Below are 19,309 nucleotides of genomic sequence, written 5' to 3'. Positions count from 1 at the left end.
CGGCACACCCGGCTACTCCGGCGACGGCGGACCGGCCACTGCCGCCCAACTGGCGAACCCGGGCAGTGTCGCGGTTACCGACGACGGGCGCGTCTACATCGCCGACACCGACAACAACCGGGTGCGCCGCGTCGACTCCGACGGCGTCATCACCACCGTCGCCGGTACCGACGAGGCCGGCTACTCCGGCGATGGCGGGCCGGCCACCGCGGCCCGTCTGTGCGAACCCAACGGCCTGGGCCTGGACGCCACCGAACGACTCCTCTACATCACCGACAACTGCAACGACCGAATACGCCGGGTGATGGCGGCCGGTTAGGCTGCCGGTTGCGGACGGTGCGGTCGCCATCCGCGACCATCTGTTCGGCACCTGATCCAGGCGCGTGTGTCGTCGGGCGCGCTTTCCGACTCGACGGATGTATCTGACGAAGCACTCACCGTGATAGTCGCCGACGGCAGGCGGCCGTCTACCCAGAGCAGCGTTTATCCAGGCGGTCACTTACACAGACCGCCACCTCCAGGGAGCACCGCCCATATGACTACGCACAGCTACGTGACTCATGTCTCGGTATCTTGTCCCCGGGAGCGCTTCGCCGTGGGTGGCAGCCGTATTCTTCCGGAGCGTGTCCTCCCCCACTGGATTCGGCCCCGCCGGCCGGGCCGCTGATTTCGTCCAGGTGCGCGACGGCGCGTTCCGGCTCGCCGGCAGACGCTTCCGCTTCTGCGGCACCAACAACTACTACCTGCACTACAAAAGCCAACGGATGACCGACAGCGTCCTGACCGATGCCGCCGCGCTCGGCCTGCGGGTGGTCCGCTGCTGGGGCTTCCTCGATGGAACTCCGGCGGACGGCGTGGTACTGCAACCGGAGCCGTTCCGCTACGACGAGGACGGTTTCGAGCCGCTGGACCACGCTGTCTTCCGGGCCGGGCAACTGGGGCTGCGGCTGGTGATCGCCCTGACGAACAACTGGAGCGACTTCGGGGGAATTCCCCGGTACGCCACGTGGTTCTCCGCCGAACACGACGACTTCTTCCACCGCCACGCCATCAGGGAATGCTACCGGGCCTGGGTGACACACGTGATCAGCCGGCGGAACCGGTATACCGGCGTGCCGTACAACCACGAACCGGCGGTGATGACCTGGGAGCTGGCGAACGAGCCCCGCTGCCCCTCCGACCCGTCCGGGGACACATTGGTCGCCTGGGCCGACGAAATGAGCAGATATGTCCGACAACTGGCCCCCCGCCAGCTGGTCGCGGTCGGCGACGAAGGTTTCCACGGCCGTGCCGACACGGCCGACTACCCCGCATCCAACCAGGAGGGGGTGGTCTGGCACCGGCTCCTCAGGCTGCCCGGGATCGATTACGGAACATTTCACCTGCATCCCCAGCAGTGGGGCGAAAAATCGCCGGGATGGGGTGTCCGCTGGATTCACGACCACTTCCGGGAGGCCGCCGTGGCGGGTGTACCGGCGGTGCTGGAGGAATTCTCCTGGCAGGACGACGGGATCGCCCGCGACACGGTCTACGCGGCCTGGACGGCCGCGGTCGAGGATGCTGACGGTGACGGTGACCAGTTCTGGCTTCTCACCGGACGCAATGACGACGGTTCCCACTACCCCGACTACGACGGCCGTCGCGTGATCCACCCATCGGCCACCGCCGCGCTTTTCGCCGGGCACGCCGGGCGGATGTCCCGTCCTGGCCGGGAGTTCCCGTCCCGGCCGGCGTAGAACTCACCGTCCCGGAGCGGAACCCGGCCGGACCGGAAATCCGGCCGGACGGCGAGACCGTCACTGCCCGACTCAGGGCACGTCGGCCTGCCGAACGGCCTGCCACAGCCGGCAACGGCCTACGCCGCCCCGGGTCCGGGCCGGTCGACCCAGGTCGGGACCGGGCGTCAGCGCTGACAACGGAATCACCACAAGACACCACCGCCTACCCGCGGCGATACGGCTGCGGGACCGCCGGTAAGCTACGGCAGCCGTCGTATCGCCGACGGTTTACACCTACTCCGGTCCGGCTGGCGTATTGTTTCAAGGACCGTGATCAGACTCCTGTGGGGGGAGCCGCGTGACCACGTCCGAGCATCTCATGCGTCGGGAATCCTTGGAGTGGGCCAACGCCGTCGCGCACGAGACGATGCCGTTGACCGAATCCCGGGAACGGTCGGTATGGCGACCCGGTTTCAGTTCGTTTCTGATCGGCTTCACGGTGTTCGGTGCCTTCGGATGGTGGGCCTGGGCCCGCGACCCCGATTTCGGCTTCATGGGCTGGATAGCGGCCGTGGTCTGGACGTTGCCCATCGTAAACACCGTCATCGGTATGTACGGAAGCGTGCGCACGGCCGTTCGGCTGCGCCGCGAGCGTAAACTACCGGTCACCGCGGCAATCGYCCGCGACCCGCTGATCGTGGTCGTCCCGACGGTGGGGCGTCACGACACCTACCCCGCCCTCGAACGGGTCGTCCGCTCCTTCTGCCGGTACCTGCCGGACTACTTCCCCCACCTGCGGGTGGACGTGGTCGTCGAGGAGGGCTGCGCCGCCTACGACCGTATCGTCGCGCTGGCGGCGTCGGACCACCTGATCCGCGTGGTGACCGTACCCCGCGGCTACCGCACCCCGAACGGCACCCGGTTCAAGGCCCGCGCGAACCACTACGCCCACGAGYTGCGTTACGCCGAGGGCGAGGCCAGGGGGGACGTGTGGGTGCTGCACATGGACGACGACACCGGCGTCAGCTCCGACACCGCCGAGGCCATGGCCCGTTTCCTCAACGCCCAGTGGCTCGCCGGTGAGAATGCCCGCCACCTCGCCCAGGGGGTGTTGAGCTACCCGCGGGAACACGCGGTGAACAAGCTGACCTGGCTGGCCGACGCGGTCCGCCCAGGCTGCGACATCAGCCTGTTCGCGGCCACCACCGGCCGTGGCGTGCCCCGCGCCGGGCTGCACGGGGAACTGCTGCTGGTCCGGGCATCGGTGGAGGCGGCCACCGGCTGGGACTTCGGGCCGCAGGCCATCGTCGAGGACGCCCAGTTCGCCCTGCTCTTCTGCGGCCGTCACCCCGGCGGCAGCGACTGGTTCCCCGGCCGCTCCTACGGCGCCTCCCCGGCCACCGTGGCCGACTTCATCCGGCAGCGGGAGCGTTGGTCCTGGGGGCTGTTCCGGCTGGCGTTCGACCGCGGCGTCCCGCTGCGCCACCGGCTGCTGCTGCTGCACAACGTGCTGATCTGGGCATGCGGGCCGATCCAGCACCTGGGGCTGATCCTCCTGGTCGGCTCGTTGCTCGGGGACACCGACACCACGCCGGTCAGCGCCCTGYTGCTGCCCGTCTGGGCGGCCAACATGGCCTACAGCATCTGGCTCTACTGGGAAGGCCTGAAGATCAACATATCGGCCTCGGCGGACCCGCGGCACCGCTGGTGGGAACCGCCCTGCCTGCTGCTGCTGATCCCATTCTTCTCCCTGCTGGAAGCGGTCGCGGTGTTCCGGGGGATGGTCCGCTTCCTGCGCAACGGCGAGTCCACCTTCAACGTGATCGCGAAACCGATGTGATCAGGCTGGGCACGGCCGGCGCGACGCTGGCCGCCGTGTTTGTCATGACCATCGCGGGCACGGGCTGCGCCGCCGCACCCCAGGACCGCACCCCCGCCTTCCACCCGGCCGCGCCACCGCCGGTCACCGCGACAGCCGGCCCGCAGACGCGGGCGGGGGCGGGGGCGGGCCCCACCGTCGCCTACCCCTGGCAGCCCGGCCGGCCCGAGCTCGGCGTCCAGGTCTACTGGGACGACAATCCCGACGAGCCTGTCGAGCTGGTCCGCGCCAAGGCCCGCCAGATCGTCGACTACGTCGTCGACCTTGAGGCCAACGCGCTGTGCGTCTCCTTCCCCTTCTTCACCGACACGGCCCGCTCCAACGCCGTCCACGGCGGCCGGACCACCCCCACGCCGGAGCGTCTCGGCATCCTCCTGGACGAGGCCAGACGCTCCGGCCTGCGCGTCACCCTGCGCCCGACGCTCGACGAGCGCACCCTGACCGCCGCCAACCCGCTGGACTGGCGCGGCACGATCAGGCCGGGTGACCGGGACGCCTGGTTCGCCTCCTACCGCCGCTTCCTCACGCCCTACCTGGCCCTTGCCGCACGCACCGGCGTCGCCACCGTGGTGATCGGCACGGAACTCAGCTCGCTGGAAGGCGACCCGCGCTGGGCGGAGCTGGCCGCGTACGCCCGGACCCTGTTCGGCGGCGAGACCGGGTACGCGTTCAACTGGGACGTGTTCGTGCACACCGCGGTCCGGATGCCGGTGGACCGGGTCGGGGTGGACGCCTACCCGGAGCTACCGCTGTCCGACGACGCCTCCGTGGCGGAGCTGGCCGCGGGCTGGCACTCCTGGCTGGACCGCCGGGCCCGTGGTCAGATGCCCAGCCTGCTGCTGTACGAGGTGGGCGCTCCCGCGCAGGACGGCATCTACCGGCATCCGGCCAACCCGAACAACGGCGGCCCGGTCAACGAGGTCGTCCAGCAACGGTGGTTCGCCGCCGCCTGCCAGATGGCGCGGGAGCGCTCCCTGGCCGGCCTGTACTGGTGGCGGGTGGACTTCCACGCCGGTCCCGCCACCGTCGACCCGCTGCGGGACCGGCACGAGTCGTTCGCCGGCAGGGCCGCCGAACAGACGATCCGGGACTGCTTCTCGGGCTGGAGGGCGGTACGCTGAGCTCTTCCCCATCACGTGCGGTAATCGGCGTGTTCGGTGTCGCGGTGCTCGCGGTGATGCTGCAGAGCACCGGGGGATTCCGCGCGGAACTGCTCGGGCCGGATCTTCTCCTGGCAGCCAGCGGCTACCTGACCGCCCGCGTCCTGCTGGCCGCCTGCTCCCGGGCCACGGCGGCGCGCGAACGGCACGGCCGCGAACACGGCTGCCCCGCCCCCGGCCTGGGCAGTGTCTACCGTGACCATGTCAGGGAGCACGTCAAGCAGCGGCTCCCGCTGCTGCTGTTCACCCTCGTCGCCACCGTCGGGCTCGCCGTGCTGCTCAGCCCGCCCGGCCAGGCGCGACAGCTCGGCCCGCAGGCGGTCGCCGGCCTGGCGCACGTGGGGAACTGGTTCGACCTGGTGTCGCGGAACTGGCTGGCCGGCGCTGGCGGCGACTGGTACGCCGACCGGCCCGCCCAGCTCGACCCGCTGGGCCTGCTGTGGCTGCTCGGCCTGATCGAACAGTTCGCCATCGCCGGGCCGCTGCTGCTGGTCGGCATCTGGTGGGCCGCCCGGCTGGTCGGCCGGCCGGGGCGTACCGGCCGGACGGCCGGGACGGTGGGGCTGGCCGCGGCCGGCACCGTGCTGCTCGCCGCCGGCGCCTGCCTGGTCGGCCCGGCCCGGGCCGCCGCCGGCGCGGGCCTGCCCGAACTGGCCCTGGGCAGCCACGTCCGGGCGGCCGAATGGCTGTTGGGCGCCGCGGCAGCCGCGGTGGTGGTGGCTGTGCGGCTCCGCCGCGCGGAGCGGGCCCGCGGCGCGCAGGCCCAGCACGATCAGTACGCGCGCGTCCAGCCGGTGGCGATGGCGGTGCCGGCGGCTTCCGGCGAGCCCGCCGACGGCCCTACCCAGGCACGGCGGTCCTGGTGGGCGGCGTCGGCCGGGACGATCGCGCTGGCCGTGCTGGTCACCGACGGGATCATCGCCACCACGCGTCCCGCCGACTGGCTGCGGGGAGGGGGGCCGGCCGTCGCCGCCGGCGCCGGCGCGCTGCTGCTGGCCAGCGTGGACCGCCCACCGCTGCCGGCCCGTCACAACCCGTTGCAGTGGCTGCTCGGCCGAGGCGTGCCGGTGGAGTTGGGCGGGCTGGGCTACCCGCTCCTGCTCCTGCACCTRCCGGTGTTCTGGGCGTTGGCGACCGCGTTCCCGCAGGTGCGGCCGCATGCCCTGCTGGTGGTCGGCGGTGGGCTGGCCGCGCTCCTCGGGCTGCTGCTGCAGGACGCGGTGGTCGGCCGGCTGCGGCCGCGCCGATGGTCGCTGCGGTGGGCCGCCCCGGTGCTGGCGGTCGCCTACACCGCCGTCGCGGTCGGTGGGGCATGGCTGCCCGACCTGGTCGAGCAGCGGTCACGGACGGGGAGGCAATCGGTGGTCCTGGTGCTGGGCGGGTCGTTCGCCGGTGATCTGGCCACCGCGGTCGGCCGGCGCGGCTCCGGCCGCTACCCGGTGGTGGACCGCTCGCTGCCCGGCTGCGGGCTGTTCCCGGCACCGCCGCCGGTGACACCGCGGGCCCACGTCAGCGCCGACGCCCAGCTGCCGGTATCGGCGCGGGCAGCGGCGGGGCCGGCGCGTAACTGCGCGCACTGGGACCGCTACTGGCGCTCCCAGATCGCCGCCAGCCGGCCCGACGTCCTGCTGGTCGACCTGAGCGGGGACGCGGCGGCGCGGCTGGTGGGCACCACGGTCGTCTCCCCCTGTGACGTCGGCTACCGGCAGGTCTACCGGGAGCGGCTGGCCGCGGCCGCGCGCCTGTGGGAGCAGGAGGCTCCCGGCCGGCCGGTGCTGCTGGCCAACAGCCGCCGCGCCACCGGGGACACCGACCCGGTGTCCAGCCGCTGCTACAACGCGCTGGTGGCCGAGGCCGCCGGCCGGTATCCGCAGATCCTGCCGCTCGACGTCGACGCGGCGCTGTGCCAGGGGGACCGCTGCTGGGACCGCACCGTCTCCGGCGGCCCGTTCTACGTCGACGCCGTCCATCTGACCACCGCCGGCATGCGCCAGCTCGCCCCGTGGCTGGAGACGACGATCAGCCGGGCGGCGCTGCCGGCCCCGACCGCGCCCGCCAGCGTCGCCGGGGGCACGGCCCCGGTGCGCGCAGGCCGTTGACCAGGCAGGACGATGACCACGTCTCCGTGGACGACGACCACCTCCAGGGAAGGGCCGACCGCCGCGGCCGGAGGAGACATCACGGTCGGAGGAGAATCGTGCGGACGACGACCCCACGGGGAACGATCACCTGGACGATCGCCCGGGCCACGGCGTCCAGCGGCACGGTGTCCCGGAGCGCGGGGCGCAGAGGCACGATGACGGCTGTGACAAACCGGTGGAGGCGGACGTGACGGGCACGAACAGCTCCTTCGAGAGCATGCGTGACGCCCTGATGCCGCAGGACCCGCGGACGATCGGCCCCTACCGCCTGCTCGGTGTGCTCGGCGGCGGCGGGATGGGCCGGGTGTACCTGGGCCAGTCCCGTTCGGGGCTGCTGGTCGCGGTCAAGACGGTGCGCGCCGACATGGTGGAGGAGCCCGGCTTCCGGGAGCGTTTCGCCCGGGAGGCCGCAGCCGCCCGGCAGGTCAGCGGTGTGTACACGGCGTCCCTGGTGGACGCCGATGCCGCCGCCGAGATGCCGTGGCTGGCCATCGCCTACGTCCCGGCGCCGTCGCTGTCCTGGCTGGTCCGCCGGGCCGGGCCGCTGCCGGTCGACGCGGTGCTGTGGCTGGCGGCCGGGATCGCCGAGGCGCTGGAGTCCATCCACCGGGTGGGCCTGATCCACCGGGATCTCAAGCCGTCGAACGTGCTGGTGACCCGGGAGAACCCGAAAGTGATCGACTTCGGGCTGGTCCGGTCGTCGGTCGGCAGCGCGCAGCTCACCCAGGCCGTGATCGGGACGCCGCACTACATGTCCCCGGAGCAGGCCCTGGACACCGCGTCGGTGACCCCGGCCACCGACGTGTACTCCCTCGGTGCCACCCTGCTGTACGCGGCGACCGGCCGCACCGCCTATTCCGGCGACACGCCGGTCAACGTGCTGGCTCAGCTGCTCTCCCGGCCACCGGACCTCTCCGGCATCCCGGCGGAGCTCACCGATCTGCTCCGCCGCTGCATGCAGCGCGACCCGGCGCGCCGGCCCACACCGAACCGTCTGCTGGAGGAGATCGACAGTCGCTGGCAGCAGGCGCCGACCGGTTTCGGCGCGCGGCACTGGCTGCCACCCACCGTCTACGATCTGGTGGACGCCTACGAACGGGGGCACCGCCCGGACTCCCGGGACAGATCCTCCGGCCCGTCCGGCTCCGGCGGGCGGTCGTTCAGCCCTGGCGGACAGCCGGCCGACCCCGGCGGGCAGCCACCTGTTCTCGGCGGAAAGCCATCGACTGCCGGCGAAAAGCCGCCCGTGGTACAGGCCGGAGCGGGGCAGGCCCGGGCCGGGCAGAGCGAGGCGGACCAGGCCCGGGGCCGCCGTCCACCGGCGGACGCGCCGGTGGACGCGGACGACCGGGACAGCACGACCCTGACCAGGACGCCACCAGGGCTGCCGGCGCCACCGGTGCGGCCCGGACCGCCGCCCACCCCCCGGGAGCCGGTCTCCGACCCGCCGGGGCGACGTTCCACCCCGCTCTCGCCGACACCGCCGTTGCCGTGGGAGCCGCTCCCACCGGACGACCGCACCGGCCAGGAACACGCGGGCCGTACCGGCTACGGATACGCGGGCCGTACCGACCGCGAGTACACGGGCCGTACCGAGCGCGCGGACTGGGAGCAGACCGGCGACCGGCCCGCACCCGCGCCCGCGCGGCCGCACCGGCGGACCCTGCTGCGGGCGGGCGGCGCCATCGCCGTGGCCGCGGCGGCCGGGGCGGGCACGTGGGGCGCGGTGCGCCTGCTCGGTTCCAGCGACGACGGCGACGGCCCGCGGCCGTGGGTCTTCACCACCGGCGAGGAGGTGTACTCCTCCCCCGCGGTCGAGGCGGGCGTGGTCTACATCGGCAGCAACGATCACTACCTGTATGCCATCGACGCGGTCACCGGCCGTGAACGCTGGCGGTATGCCGCCGGCGAGGCGATCACGTCCTCCCCGGCGGTCGCCGGTGGCACGGTCTACGTCGGCTGCAACGACACCTACCTGCACGCGGTGGACGCCGCGACCGGGAAGGCGCGCTGGCGGTTCCCTACCGGGGCGGCGATGCACTCCTCCCCGACGGCGGTGGACGGGGTGGTCTACATCGGCTGTCGCGATCACAACCTGTACGCCGTCAACGCGCTCACGGGCCGCGAGCGCTGGCACTTCACCGCCGGCGACTGGTTCAACTCGTCACCCACAGTGATCGGCGGCGGGGTGTACGTCGGCTGCCGCGACCGCAACATCTACGCGCTGGACGCGGTTACCGGCCGGAAACGCTGGCAGCGCACCACCGGCAGCAGCGTCGACTCCTCCCCCACCGTCTCCGGCGGCATGCTGTGGATCGGCGCCGACGACCACAGCGTCTACGCCCTGAAGACCACGGACGGGACACCCACCTGGCAGTTCACCGCGGACAACGGCGTGGTCTCGACACCCGCCCTGGTGGACAAGGTGCTGTACGTGGGCAGCGACGACGGCAACCTGTACGCGCTGGACGCGGACACCGGCCGGGCCCGCTGGCGGTTCCACACCGACAACGGCATCCGTTCCTCACCCACGGTGTCCGGCGAGCTGGTCTACGTGGGCAGTCGGGACCGCTACGTGTACGCGGTGGACATCGTCACCGGTGAGCAGCAGTGGAGGTTCGCCACCCGGGCGCCGGTGGACGACTCCTCGCCGGTGGTGGCGGACGGTCTGCTCTACATCGGCAGCCTGGACCACAACGTCTACGCGCTGGACGCAGCCACCGGCGTCGGCCCGTGACCACAACCTGTAACTACAGATCGCGAACACAGACTTGTCTCCGACAACCCGGATGCAACGGGGACGGACGGGGGTACCGTCAAGATAGTTGAACGCTCAACAGAACGCCGCTCGGTGGCTCGACGGAGCGTCACCCGACATGACAGAGCGGCGTTCGACGGCGGACAACGCCCGCGGTACCCGGTGCTACCCCGGCAGCGCCCAGGTGTCGAACGGCCCGAGGAGGAGATCATGGGCATCCACCGCCTCAACCACGTTGTCCTCTACGTCCGTGACGTCGCGCGTACCACCGCCTTCTACACCGACGTCCTGGACTTCCGGGTGACGATGGCGATCCCCGGCAGGGCCGCCTTCCTGCAGGCACCGGACTCCACCAACGACCATGACATCGGCCTGTTCGAGCTCGGCGCGGACGCCGCCGCCTCGCCGGCGGGCCGGTCGGCCGTGGGGATGTACCACATCGCCTGGGAGGTCGCCACCCTCACCGACCTGGAGAACGCGGCCCGCCGGCTCGTCGCGGCGGGGGCGCTGGTCGGCTCGTCCGACCACGGCACCACCAAGAGCCTGTACGCCCACGACCCGGACGGCCTGGAGTTCGAGGTCGTCTGGGTGGTCCCCGCGCACCTGCTCGACGACGCCGCGGTCGCCGCGAACCGCGCCGGTACCCGACCGCTGGACATCGCCAGGGAGAAGGCGCGCTACGGCGCGGACACCCGCGGCGGCCTCGGGATCTCCGTCCCGCTCGGCGTCACGGTCTGACGCGGGCCGGCCGCTTCAGGCCGCCACCGCGTCCGCCGCCTGGCGGGTCTCGGCGAGGATGAGGTCGGCGACGTCGGTGAGCCGCCCGCGCCGGGCGAAGGCCCGCCGCTGCCGGGCCGCGGCGCTGCCCCGGCCGACCGCGCGGCGGGCGAGGTCGTGGATCAGCTCCCAGTCGCCGGCGTGCTCGAGCTCGGCGCGCACCTCGTCCACCAGCCGGTACAGCAGATCCCGGGCCGGTACCGGCACCGCTGCGGCCACGTCGACGAGGTCGCCCTCGATCCCGGACCGGGCCGCCCGCCAGGTGGCCGCCCGCAGCAGTTCCGTCCGCCACGGCGGGGCTGGCGCGCCGGTCCCGACCGCCAGGGCGGCCCGGCGCACGAGCGCGCGGAACAGGCCGGCGACGAGGATGACGGTGTCGACGTCCGGGCACGCGTCACAGACCCGCAGCTCGACGGTGGGCAGGTGCGCGGAGGGACGGACGTCGAAGTAGACCATGCCCGGGTCGCTGATCACCCCGGATGTGATCAGGTCCGCGACGACCTGGTCGTATTCGGCCGCCGTGCGGAACGGTCCGGTGACGCCGGCAGTCGGCCACCGCTGCCAGACCAGGGTGCGCACGCTCGCGTAGCCGCTGTCCGCGCCCTGCCAGTACGGGGAGCTCGCCGACACCGCCAGCAGCGTCGGCAGCCACGGCGCGACCCGCGCGGCCACCGCGATCGCGAGCTCTCGGTCGGCGACCTCGACGTGCACCTGCGCGCCGCAGATCGCCTGTTCCCGGGCGAGGAGCTGGTAGTCGGCGAGCATCCGCTGGTAGCGCGGGTACCGGCTGATCCCGGGCGCGTCCCGGTCGACCAGGGGGACGGTCCCCGCGGACGCGGGGCCGAGCCCGAGCGGTTCGCCGGCCACCACCAGTTCGCGCCGCAGCTGGAGCAGGCTGCCGCGCAGATCGGCCAGATCGGTGCACGGGCGGCTGTTGGACTCCACCACCGACGTCAGCAGTTCGGCGGTGAAACACTCCTTCGCGACGCGCTCGAGGATCGCCGGAGCCCGCGGCACGAGCCGTCGGGAGGCGAGATCCAGGATGTGGAACTCCTCCTCGACGCCGACGGTCGCGATGCGCGCGTCGCCCATGAACGAAGACGCTACGACCATCCGGCGTCCCGGGCAGCACACGGCGCCGGCCGGCGTCCGCTGGCCGGCCGTCCACCAGGCCAGCCGGCCAGCGGATCAGCCGGCTACCCGGTCAGTTGTCCACGAGGGTGGCGGTGGAGACGATGTTGCCCCGGGTCGCCCTGGAGTACGGGCACAGGGCGTGAGCCTGCTCGACGAGCGTGGCGGCCACGTCCCGGTCGACCTGCTCGATCTCGGCCTCGATCGCGACGGCGAGGGCGAACCCGTCGTCGTCCGGGCCGATCTCGACCCGGACGGTGACCGCCGACGCGGAGACATCGACCTTCGCCCGCCGGGCGACCGCCTTGAGCGCGCTGTGAAAACATGCGGCGTAGCCGGTTGCGAACAACTGCTCCGGATTGGTGCCCGGGCCGTCGTCGCCGCCGAGCCCCTTGGGCAGGGACAGGCTCAGGTCCACCCGCCCGTCGCTGGACGCCACCCGTCCCTCACGCCCGCCCCACGCGGTGGCCTCAGCCGTGTACAGAGCCGTCATCACGATCTCCTCAGGTGTGGATCCGATGACCCGTGCGCCAGACGCGCACGATCCGGATCATCCGGGTGGAACACCGGCCGGCACCTTTTTCGTCCGGGTGGCTCACACAGCGCACCGGTCCGTTCGGGTCGCCGTATGGCGTTCACCACCGTCAAATGATGACAAAAAGACTTCGATTGATTACTTTTAGTAAAGATCTAATGAATATCGATTACAAATAGTCATTATTTGTAGCCATCATGGAACCCCTTGTAGGCAGCAGTGACCAGTAGTGTCACAATGCAACCTCGCCAGTACTTCTGGTGACATCGCCGGCAGCAACGATGTGATCTTCTGGACGAAGGAGCCGAACCAGCGCCAGCAGGCCACATACTGCCCGCCCGCAGCCGGATCTCTCCGAGGGGGACCATCATGGTGTTACTGAACGCAGCCAATATCGCAACAGACGGCCCGACGGGCATCGGGCGGCCCGGGGCTGTCAGAACGCCCGACCCGTCGGCCGGCACGCCCGCCGGCGGGTACGACAACGACGCCGGCCGGCACCCGGCCGGCGACAGCCACATCGGCCGGCGGGTGCGCGTCCCCAAGACCGCCGAACTGGTCGCCGCCCGCCTGCGGCGCCAGATCGTGCGGGGCGAACTGGTCGAGGGGGACGCCCTGCCCCCGGAAGCCGTGCTGATGGAGCAGTTCGGGGTCTCACGCCCGACCCTGCGGGAGGCCTTCCGCGTCCTGGAGTCCGAAGCGCTGATCAGCGTCCGGCGCGGGGCGCACGGAGGCGCCCGGGTCCACACACCCAACGGTGACGTCGCCGCCCGCTACGCCGCGCTCGTCCTGGAGTACCGCGGCACCACCATCGCCGACGTCCACCAGGCCAGGGCGCTGCTCGAGCCGCCCTGCGTCCGCCGGCTCGCGCAGCGGCACACCGAGGAGGACCTGGCCAGGCTGCGGGCGGCGCTCGCCGCCGTCGAGGCGGCCACGGCGGACGCTGACCGGCCGGCGGCCCGCACCCGGCCCGACCAGGCCACCACCGCGCTCACGGCGCCCGCCGGCGGGCCGGCCCGGGAGGYCCGGGCTCCCGCGGTGTCGCGGTCCGCGGTAGCGGACTTCCACGGCCTGCTGGTGGAACTCGCCGGCAACCAGACCCTGATCGTGCTCGTCGGGATGCTGCGCCACATCATCGACATGGCCCGAGAGGAGACATCGGGCACCGGTTCCAACGCCGGCACCAGCACCAGCACCACGGCACGGCCGGGCACACCGGTGGCCGGGGACGACGGCCGCCAGCCCTACCGGCAACTGGTGGCGCTGATCGAGGCCGGCGCGGCGGACGAGGCCGAGGCGCTGTGGCGGCGTCACCTGCTGGCGACGACGCCCACCCCCGAGCGCGCCCCGGCAACCGTTGCCGGCCCGCGGGCCGAAATCCCCGAGCCGGCCGAGGACCATCGACGGCCCGGCCATGCCTCCGCCGCGTCACGGGAAGCCGAAATCCCCGGAGCGCCGCTGTTCGATGAAGCGGCGCCACCGGATAGGTAATGTGGATCAGGTGACGCGCGCGGAGGCCGACTCCCTGGTCGAGGTCCTCGACCTCGACCGCATCGAAACCAACATCTTCCGCGGTTGGTCGTGGCACACGGCGCCGACCCGGGTGTTCGGGGGCCACGTCGCGGCGCAGGCGCTCATCGCCGCCGGCCGGACGGTCGCCCCTGATCGTCCGGTGCACTCGCTGCACGCCTACTTCCTGCTGCCGGGCGATCCCAGCTCGCCGATCATCTACGATGTGGATCTGATCCGCGACGGACGGTCGTTCACGACGCGACGGGTGGTCGCCATCCAGCACGGCCGGGCGATCTTCCACCTGTCCGCCTCCTTCCAGCGCGTCACCGACGGCCCGGAGCATCAGTCACCCGTGCCGCCGTCACCGCCGCCCGAGGAACTGCCCGCATCCCTGCCCGAAGAGCTGCCCGAGTGGTCCCTGCCGAACGGGGGGAGCATCGAGCCCTTCTTCTCCCGGTACCTCGACGTCCGGCTCGCGCCGACCGAAGGCGCGGACGGCTCCGTCCAACAGCCCGTGTGGTCCTCACACGGGGAGCCGCACAGCCCACACCAGCGGATGTGGTTCCGCGCCCGCGGGACGCTGCCCGCCGACCCGCTCTACCACGTCTGCGCGGTCACGTACGCGTCCGACCTGCGGCTGATCACGACGACTCTGCTCCCGCACCGGTCGACGGACGGCCGGACGATCTCGCTGGCCAGTCTCGATCACGCCATGTGGTTCCACCGTCCGTTCCGCGCGGACGAGTGGCTGCTCTACATCCAGGACAGCCCGTCGGCGGCGGGCTCCCGGGGCTTCGCCCGCGGCGAGATATACACCGCCGACGGCCGGCTCGTCGTCTCGGTCGCGCAGGAAGRCCTGATGCGCGTCCACTCCTGACAGTGAGGATGTAGGCGAGCCCCGCCGACCCACCGGCCCGGCGACCCACCGGCCCGGCGACCAGGGCAGACCTTGATCTGGCCATGACGGATCAGCTCATGGCGGTGGGGCCGCCACAGCAACCGGGTGACCGGGCAGCTTGCTCCCCCGCCTGAGCGCACGGTGGGCACCCGGCGTCGGCCAACGGCCAGTGGCTCCCCGGCCACGTTTTCCGTGCTCTTCCGTGCTCTTTCGTGCTCTTTCGTGCTCCTCCGTGCTCTGCCGTATTCGGCGTCACCAGGGCGTCAACGCCGCTGGTGGCCGGCTCCCGTGGGGTCGATGCTGCCGATGCGGCAATACGGCAATCGGCGCGATCCGGGGAGTTCATGGTGCCAGCGCTCGCGGGTGACAGCCCGGGTATCCGGCGTGTCGCGTCTGTTCCCGGGACATCCCGGTCAGGGCCTGCGGCGAAACCCGACGCCGGTGTCACCATCGGCACTCAGGCACCCGGGCACCCGGGGCACTCGGATTCCTGGGCACCGGGTATCCGGCATCCGGACGGCCGGGCGTGGTGGGGTTGCCGTCACCCGAGGGGAGCGCCGCAGCCCGGTCGGTCCCCCGCGGTGGCAGCGGGACGTGACAGAAGGAGCAGGCAGTGCGTGACCTGGTTTTCATCTTTCTGATCATCGTGATGTTCGCGGTGCTGGGGCTCGTCGTACGAGGGGTGGAACGGCTGTGACCGCCGAGAACCTGACCGGGCTCGTCCTGGTGACCGCTCTGGTGGTCTTCCTCGTGGTCGCCCTGCTTTTCCCGGAGAAGTTCTGACTTTCCCCGAAGAAATTCGGACCCGCCGGACCAGCGACGCGCCACGGCCCGCCCGGCCACGGACCGCGCGATCGTTGCCACGATTGTGTTTCCTCCGAGCCCGGGCTTCCGGTCGACAAGGGGTCACTGAATGAACACCACGACGGCGGGAGTCGTCTTCGCCGCCTCGCTCGCCGTCGCCCTCGGCCTGACCTACCGGCCGTTCGGCGACTACCTGGCCCGGGTGTACACCTCCGAGCGTCACCTGCGGGCCGAAAAAATGACTTATCGGCTGGTCGGCGTCGATCCGGACACGGACCAGCGATGGAGCATCCACCTGCGCGCTGTGCTCGCGTTCTCATGCGTGTCAGCGCTCTTCCTGTACGTTTTTCTCCGCCTACAGGGCCGGCTGCCGTTCAACCTCGGTTTCGACGGGATGGCGCCGGGACAGGCATTCAACACCGCGGCCAGCTTCGTCACGAACACCAACTGGCAGTCCTACGCCGGCGAGTCGACGCTCGGGTACCTCGCGCAGATGGCGGGTCTGGCGGTGCAGAACTTCGCCAGCGCCGCGGTCGGCATCTCGGTGGCGATCGCCCTGGTCCGCGGGTTCTCCCGCAGCCATACCGACCGGCTCGGCAACTTCTGGGTGGACCTGGTCCGCACCGTCGTCCGCGTTCTGCTGCCGATTTCCGTCATCGGCGCGGTCGTCCTGGTCGCCGGTGGTGTCGTGCAGAACTTCCACGGTGTCCGGACGGTGTCGACCATCGTCGGCGGCGGCCAGGCCATAACCGGCGGCCCGGTGGCCAGCCAGGAGATCATCAAGGAGCTCGGCACCAACGGCGGCGGTTTCTACAACGCCAACTCCGCCCATCCGTTCGAAAATCCGACGGTCTGGACAAACTGGCTACAGATATATCTTCTGCTGGCGATCCCGTTCGCTCTGCCGAGAGCTTTCGGAAAAATGGTCGGTGACACCCGCCAGGGTCTCGCGATCGTCTCCGTCATGGCCGTTCTGGYGATAACCGGGGTGTTTCTTGTCAACGGTTTCCAACTGGCCCACCWCGGTACGGTCCCGACCGCTGTCGGCGCCGCGACCGAAGGCGTCGAAACCCGTTTCGGGGTGTCGGGCTCGGCCACCTTCGCAGCCGCCACCACGCTGACGTCCACCGGCGCGGTGAACTCCGCACACGACTCTTACACCAGTCTCGGCGGCGCCGTCCTGCTGCTGAACATGATGCTCGGGGAGATCGCCCCGGGCGGCGCCGGGTCGGGGCTGTACGGAATGCTGGTCGTCGCCGTGCTCGCGGTGTTCGTCGGCGGTCTGATGATCGGGCGAACGCCCGAGTACCTGGGCAAGAAAATCGCCGCGCGGGAGGTGAAGTTCGCCGCGCTCTACATTCTCACCACGCCGGCGCTGGCCCTCGGCGTCACAGCGGTGGCCATGGCGCTGCCCGGCGAACGGGCGAACATGCTGAACTCCGGCGCGCACGGGCTGTCCGAGGTGCTGTACGCGGCCACCTCGGTGGCGAACAACAACGGCTCGGCGTTCGCCGGCCTCACGGCGAACACGGCCTGGTGGAACACGGTGCTGGGGATCTCCATGCTGCTCGCCCGGTTCCTGCCGGTGGTGTTCGTCCTGGGCCTGGCCGGCAGCCTCGCCCGGCAGAGGACGGCCCCCGTGTCGAGCGGGACGCTGCCCACCCACCGGCCGTTGTTCGTCGGCCTCGTCACCGGTGTCGCGTTCGTCGTCGTCGCCCTGACCTACTTCCCGGCCATCGCCCTCGGGCCGTTCGCGGAAGGCCTGCACTGACATGCCCACGACCGCCGCGCACGACAACCCCGCCGGCCCAGCGGGCAACCCCGGCTCCGGCCCCGGCTCCACCCACCCGCCCCGGCGGGCCTCCGGTGGCCTGCTCGACCCGCGGATGCTGCTGCGCTCCACCCCGCAGGCGCTGCGGAAACTGAACCCGGCCACGCTGTGGCGCAACCCGGTGATGCTCATCGTCGAGATCGGCGCCGCGTTCACCACTGTGCTCGCGGTTGCGGACCCCACCGTGTTCGCCTGGCTGATCGTCGGCTGGCTGTGGCTGACCGTGCTGTTCGCCAACCTCGCCGAGGCCGTCGCCGAAGGACGCGGGAAGGCGCAGGCCGCCGCGCTGCGCAGGGCCAAGACCGACACGATCGCCCGCCGGCTCGTCGACTGGGCACCCGGCCAGCCCGCCGAGACGGCCCGGACCGAGCGGGTACCCGCGCCGGACCTGCTGCGGGGCGATCGTGTGGTGGTGGAGGCCGGCGAGTTCATCCCCGGTGACGGCGACGTCGTCGAGGGCATCGCGAGCGTGGACGAGTCCGCCATCACCGGCGAGTCCGCGCCGGTGATCCGTGAGTCCGGGGGCGACCGGTCCGCGGTGACCGGCGGCACCCTGGTGCTGTCGGACCGGATCGTCGTCGAGATCACGCAGCGGCCCGGGGAGAGCTTCATCGACCGGATGATCGGCCTGGTGGAGGGCGCGAACCGGCAGAAGACCCCGAACGAGGTCGCGCTGAACATCCTGCTGGCCTCGCTGACCATCGTCTTCCTGCTCGCGGTCGTGAGCCTCCAGCCGCTGGCGATCTTCTCCCGGGCGCAGCAGCCCGGCATCCCCGACAACGCCGCCCTGGACGCCGACGGCGTCACCGGGATCGTGCTGGCGGCGCTGGTCGTCTGCCTGATTCCCACCACGATCGGCGCGCTGCTGTCGGCGATCGGCATCGCCGGCATGGACCGGCTGGTGCAGCGCAACGTGCTCGCGATGAGCGGCCGCGCGGTCGAGGCGGCCGGCGACGTCGACACCCTGCTGCTGGACAAGACCGGCACCATAACCCTTGGTAACCGGGAGGCGTGGGCGTTCATCCCGGTCGGAGGCGTGGACGAGCGTGCGCTCGCCGACGCCGCGCAGCTGTCCTCGCTCGCGGACGAGACGCCAGAGGGACGCTCGATCGTCGTCTTCGCCAAGACCACCTACGGCCTGCGGGAGCGGACCGCCGGCGAACTGCCCACCGCGACCTTTGTCCCGTTCACCGCGCAGACCCGGATGTCCGGTGTCGACCTGGCCACGCCCGGGCTCCGCGGCGGCGGCCGGCAGATCCGCAAGGGGTCGGCCAGCGCGGTGCTGGCCTGGGTCCGGGAGAGCGGCGGGAGCGCACCGCCCGACACCGACCACGTGGTGGACGGCATCTCCGCCTCCGGCGGGACGCCGCTGGTCGTCGCGGAGGTGCTCACCGCCGGCGCTGCGGACGGCGGCCGAACCGCCCGCGTCCTGGGCGTGGTCCAGCTCAGGGACATCGTGAAGGCGGGCATGCGGGAACGCTTCGACGAGATGCGCAGCATGGGCATCCGCACCATCATGATCACCGGCGACAACCCGCTGACCGCGCGGACCATCGCCGAGGAGGCCGGGGTGGACGACTTCCTCGCCGAGGCAACCCCCCAGGACAAGCTCGACCTGATCAGGCGCGAGCAGGCCGGCGGCAGGCTCGTCGCGATGACCGGGGACGGCACCAACGACGCCCCCGCGCTCGCCCAGGCCGACGTCGGCGTCGCCATGAACACCGRCACGTCGGCCGCGAAGGAGGCCGGCAACATGGTCGACCTGGACAGCAACCCGACGAAACTCATCGAGATCGTCGAGATCGGCAAGCAGCTGCTCATCACCCGCGGCGCCCTGACGACGTTCTCGATCGCCAACGACGTCGCCAAGTATTTCGCGATCATCCCGGCGCTGTTCGCCGCGGTGTATCCCGGGCTGGACACGTTCAACCTCATGCGGCTGCACAGCCCGCAGTCGGCGATCCTGTCCGCGGTCGTCTTCAACGCGCTGGTCATCATCGCGCTGATCCCGCTCGCCCTGCGCGGCGTCCGCTACACACCCGGCAACGCCATGGCGATGCTGCGGCGCAACCTCTGTGTCTACGGCCTCGGCGGCCTGGTCGTCCCGTTCGTCGGGATCAAACTCATCGATCTGGTCGTCCAGTTCCTCCCCGGAATCCGGTGAT

The 19,309-nt window shown here is 71.5% G+C and carries 13 protein-coding genes and 1 pseudogene; 12 read left to right on the top strand and 2 right to left on the bottom strand.

Translation table 11 applies throughout. The features are described 5' to 3' along the window. The 7 genes and pseudogenes from BL254_RS04900 to BL254_RS04870 all read left to right on the top strand — a co-directional run. Window positions 1–319: pseudogene (locus BL254_RS04900) on the top strand (serine/threonine protein kinase); the annotation flags it as partial. A gap of 280 nt (window positions 320–599) precedes the next feature. Beyond that, complete coding sequence (locus BL254_RS04895; protein WP_254857801.1) at window positions 600–1,736, top strand: cellulase family glycosylhydrolase; 1,137 nt, start codon at window positions 600–602, stop codon at window positions 1,734–1,736. A gap of 340 nt (window positions 1,737–2,076) precedes the next feature. Next, window positions 2,077–3,558 carry a glycosyltransferase family 2 protein gene (locus BL254_RS04890; protein ID WP_083730838.1) on the top strand — a complete coding sequence of 494 codons (1,482 nt, stop codon included), beginning with the start codon at window positions 2,077–2,079 and terminating at the stop codon, window positions 3,556–3,558. Continuing rightward, complete coding sequence (locus tag BL254_RS04885) at window positions 3,555–4,718, top strand: glycoside hydrolase family 113 (RefSeq protein ID WP_052915009.1); 1,164 nt, start codon at window positions 3,555–3,557, stop codon at window positions 4,716–4,718. Before BL254_RS04890 ends, BL254_RS04885 begins: the two co-directional genes overlap by 4 nt. A gap of 29 nt (window positions 4,719–4,747) precedes the next feature. Then, window positions 4,748–6,856, top strand: coding sequence for an SGNH hydrolase domain-containing protein (locus tag BL254_RS04880; protein ID WP_076842631.1), 2,109 nt, complete (start codon window positions 4,748–4,750; stop codon window positions 6,854–6,856). Between the two features lie 229 nt (window positions 6,857–7,085). Continuing rightward, the gene (locus BL254_RS04875; protein ID WP_139342179.1) at window positions 7,086–9,635 is read left to right on the top strand and encodes a PQQ-binding-like beta-propeller repeat protein; all 2,550 of its coding nucleotides are present in this window, start codon (window positions 7,086–7,088) and stop codon (window positions 9,633–9,635) included. Between the two features lie 231 nt (window positions 9,636–9,866). Further along, complete coding sequence (locus tag BL254_RS04870) at window positions 9,867–10,394, top strand: VOC family protein (protein WP_076842651.1); 528 nt, start codon at window positions 9,867–9,869, stop codon at window positions 10,392–10,394. Window positions 10,395–10,409: 15 nt separating this feature from the next. Here the strand turns inward: BL254_RS04870 and BL254_RS04865 are convergent, their stop codons facing one another. Together BL254_RS04865 and BL254_RS04860 are read right to left on the bottom strand one after the other, a co-directional pair. After that, window positions 10,410–11,546: a glutamate--cysteine ligase gene (locus BL254_RS04865; protein ID WP_076842630.1), complete on the bottom strand. Its 1,137-nt coding sequence runs from the start codon at window positions 11,544–11,546 to the stop codon at window positions 10,410–10,412. A 91-nt stretch (window positions 11,547–11,637) separates the two neighbouring features. Then, window positions 11,638–12,057: an organic hydroperoxide resistance protein gene (locus tag BL254_RS04860; protein WP_013874201.1), complete on the bottom strand. Its 420-nt coding sequence runs from the start codon at window positions 12,055–12,057 to the stop codon at window positions 11,638–11,640. 411 nt (window positions 12,058–12,468) lie between these two features. Between BL254_RS04860 and BL254_RS04855 the strand changes: the two genes are divergently transcribed. From BL254_RS04855 to kdpB, 5 genes are all read left to right on the top strand, one after another. Then, window positions 12,469–13,590 (top strand): FadR/GntR family transcriptional regulator, encoded by a 1,122-nt coding sequence (locus tag BL254_RS04855; protein ID WP_076842629.1) that lies wholly within the window; start codon window positions 12,469–12,471, stop codon window positions 13,588–13,590. Beyond that, window positions 13,565–14,488 carry an acyl-CoA thioesterase II gene (locus BL254_RS04850; protein WP_076842628.1) on the top strand — a complete coding sequence of 308 codons (924 nt, stop codon included), beginning with the start codon at window positions 13,565–13,567 and terminating at the stop codon, window positions 14,486–14,488. Before BL254_RS04855 ends, BL254_RS04850 begins: the two co-directional genes overlap by 26 nt. 714 nt (window positions 14,489–15,202) lie before the next feature. Then, the gene (gene kdpF, locus BL254_RS04845) at window positions 15,203–15,292 is read left to right on the top strand and encodes a K(+)-transporting ATPase subunit F (protein WP_076842627.1); all 90 of its coding nucleotides are present in this window, start codon (window positions 15,203–15,205) and stop codon (window positions 15,290–15,292) included. 130 nt (window positions 15,293–15,422) lie between these two features. Then, complete coding sequence (gene kdpA, locus BL254_RS04840; RefSeq protein ID WP_076842626.1) at window positions 15,423–17,084, top strand: potassium-transporting ATPase subunit KdpA; 1,662 nt, start codon at window positions 15,423–15,425, stop codon at window positions 17,082–17,084. Between the two features lies 1 nt (window position 17,085). Then, a complete protein-coding gene (gene kdpB, locus BL254_RS04835) occupies window positions 17,086–19,308 on the top strand; it encodes a potassium-transporting ATPase subunit KdpB (RefSeq protein ID WP_076842625.1) in 2,223 nt (740 codons plus the stop codon). The last annotated feature ends 1 nt before the right edge of the window (window position 19,309 follow it).

It is taken from the genome of Protofrankia sp. BMG5.30, assembly GCF_001983005.1.
GTDB classification, from domain to species: Bacteria; Actinomycetota; Actinomycetes; order Frankiales; family Frankiaceae; genus Protofrankia; species Protofrankia coriariae.
This window is presented reverse-complemented; position numbering and strand designations above follow the sequence as displayed.

What these genes read in the sequence shown, in the direction of transcription:
- BL254_RS04870 (WP_076842651.1), top strand. Translation starts at nt 9,867, where the DNA reads ATGGGCATCCACCGCCTCAACCACGTTGTCCTCTACGTCCGTGACGTC.
- BL254_RS04860 (WP_013874201.1), bottom strand. Translation starts at nt 12,057, where the DNA reads ATGACGGCTCTGTACACGGCTGAGGCCACCGCGTGGGGCGGGCGTGAG.
- BL254_RS04865 (WP_076842630.1), bottom strand. Translation starts at nt 11,546, where the DNA reads ATGGTCGTAGCGTCTTCGTTCATGGGCGACGCGCGCATCGCGACCGTC.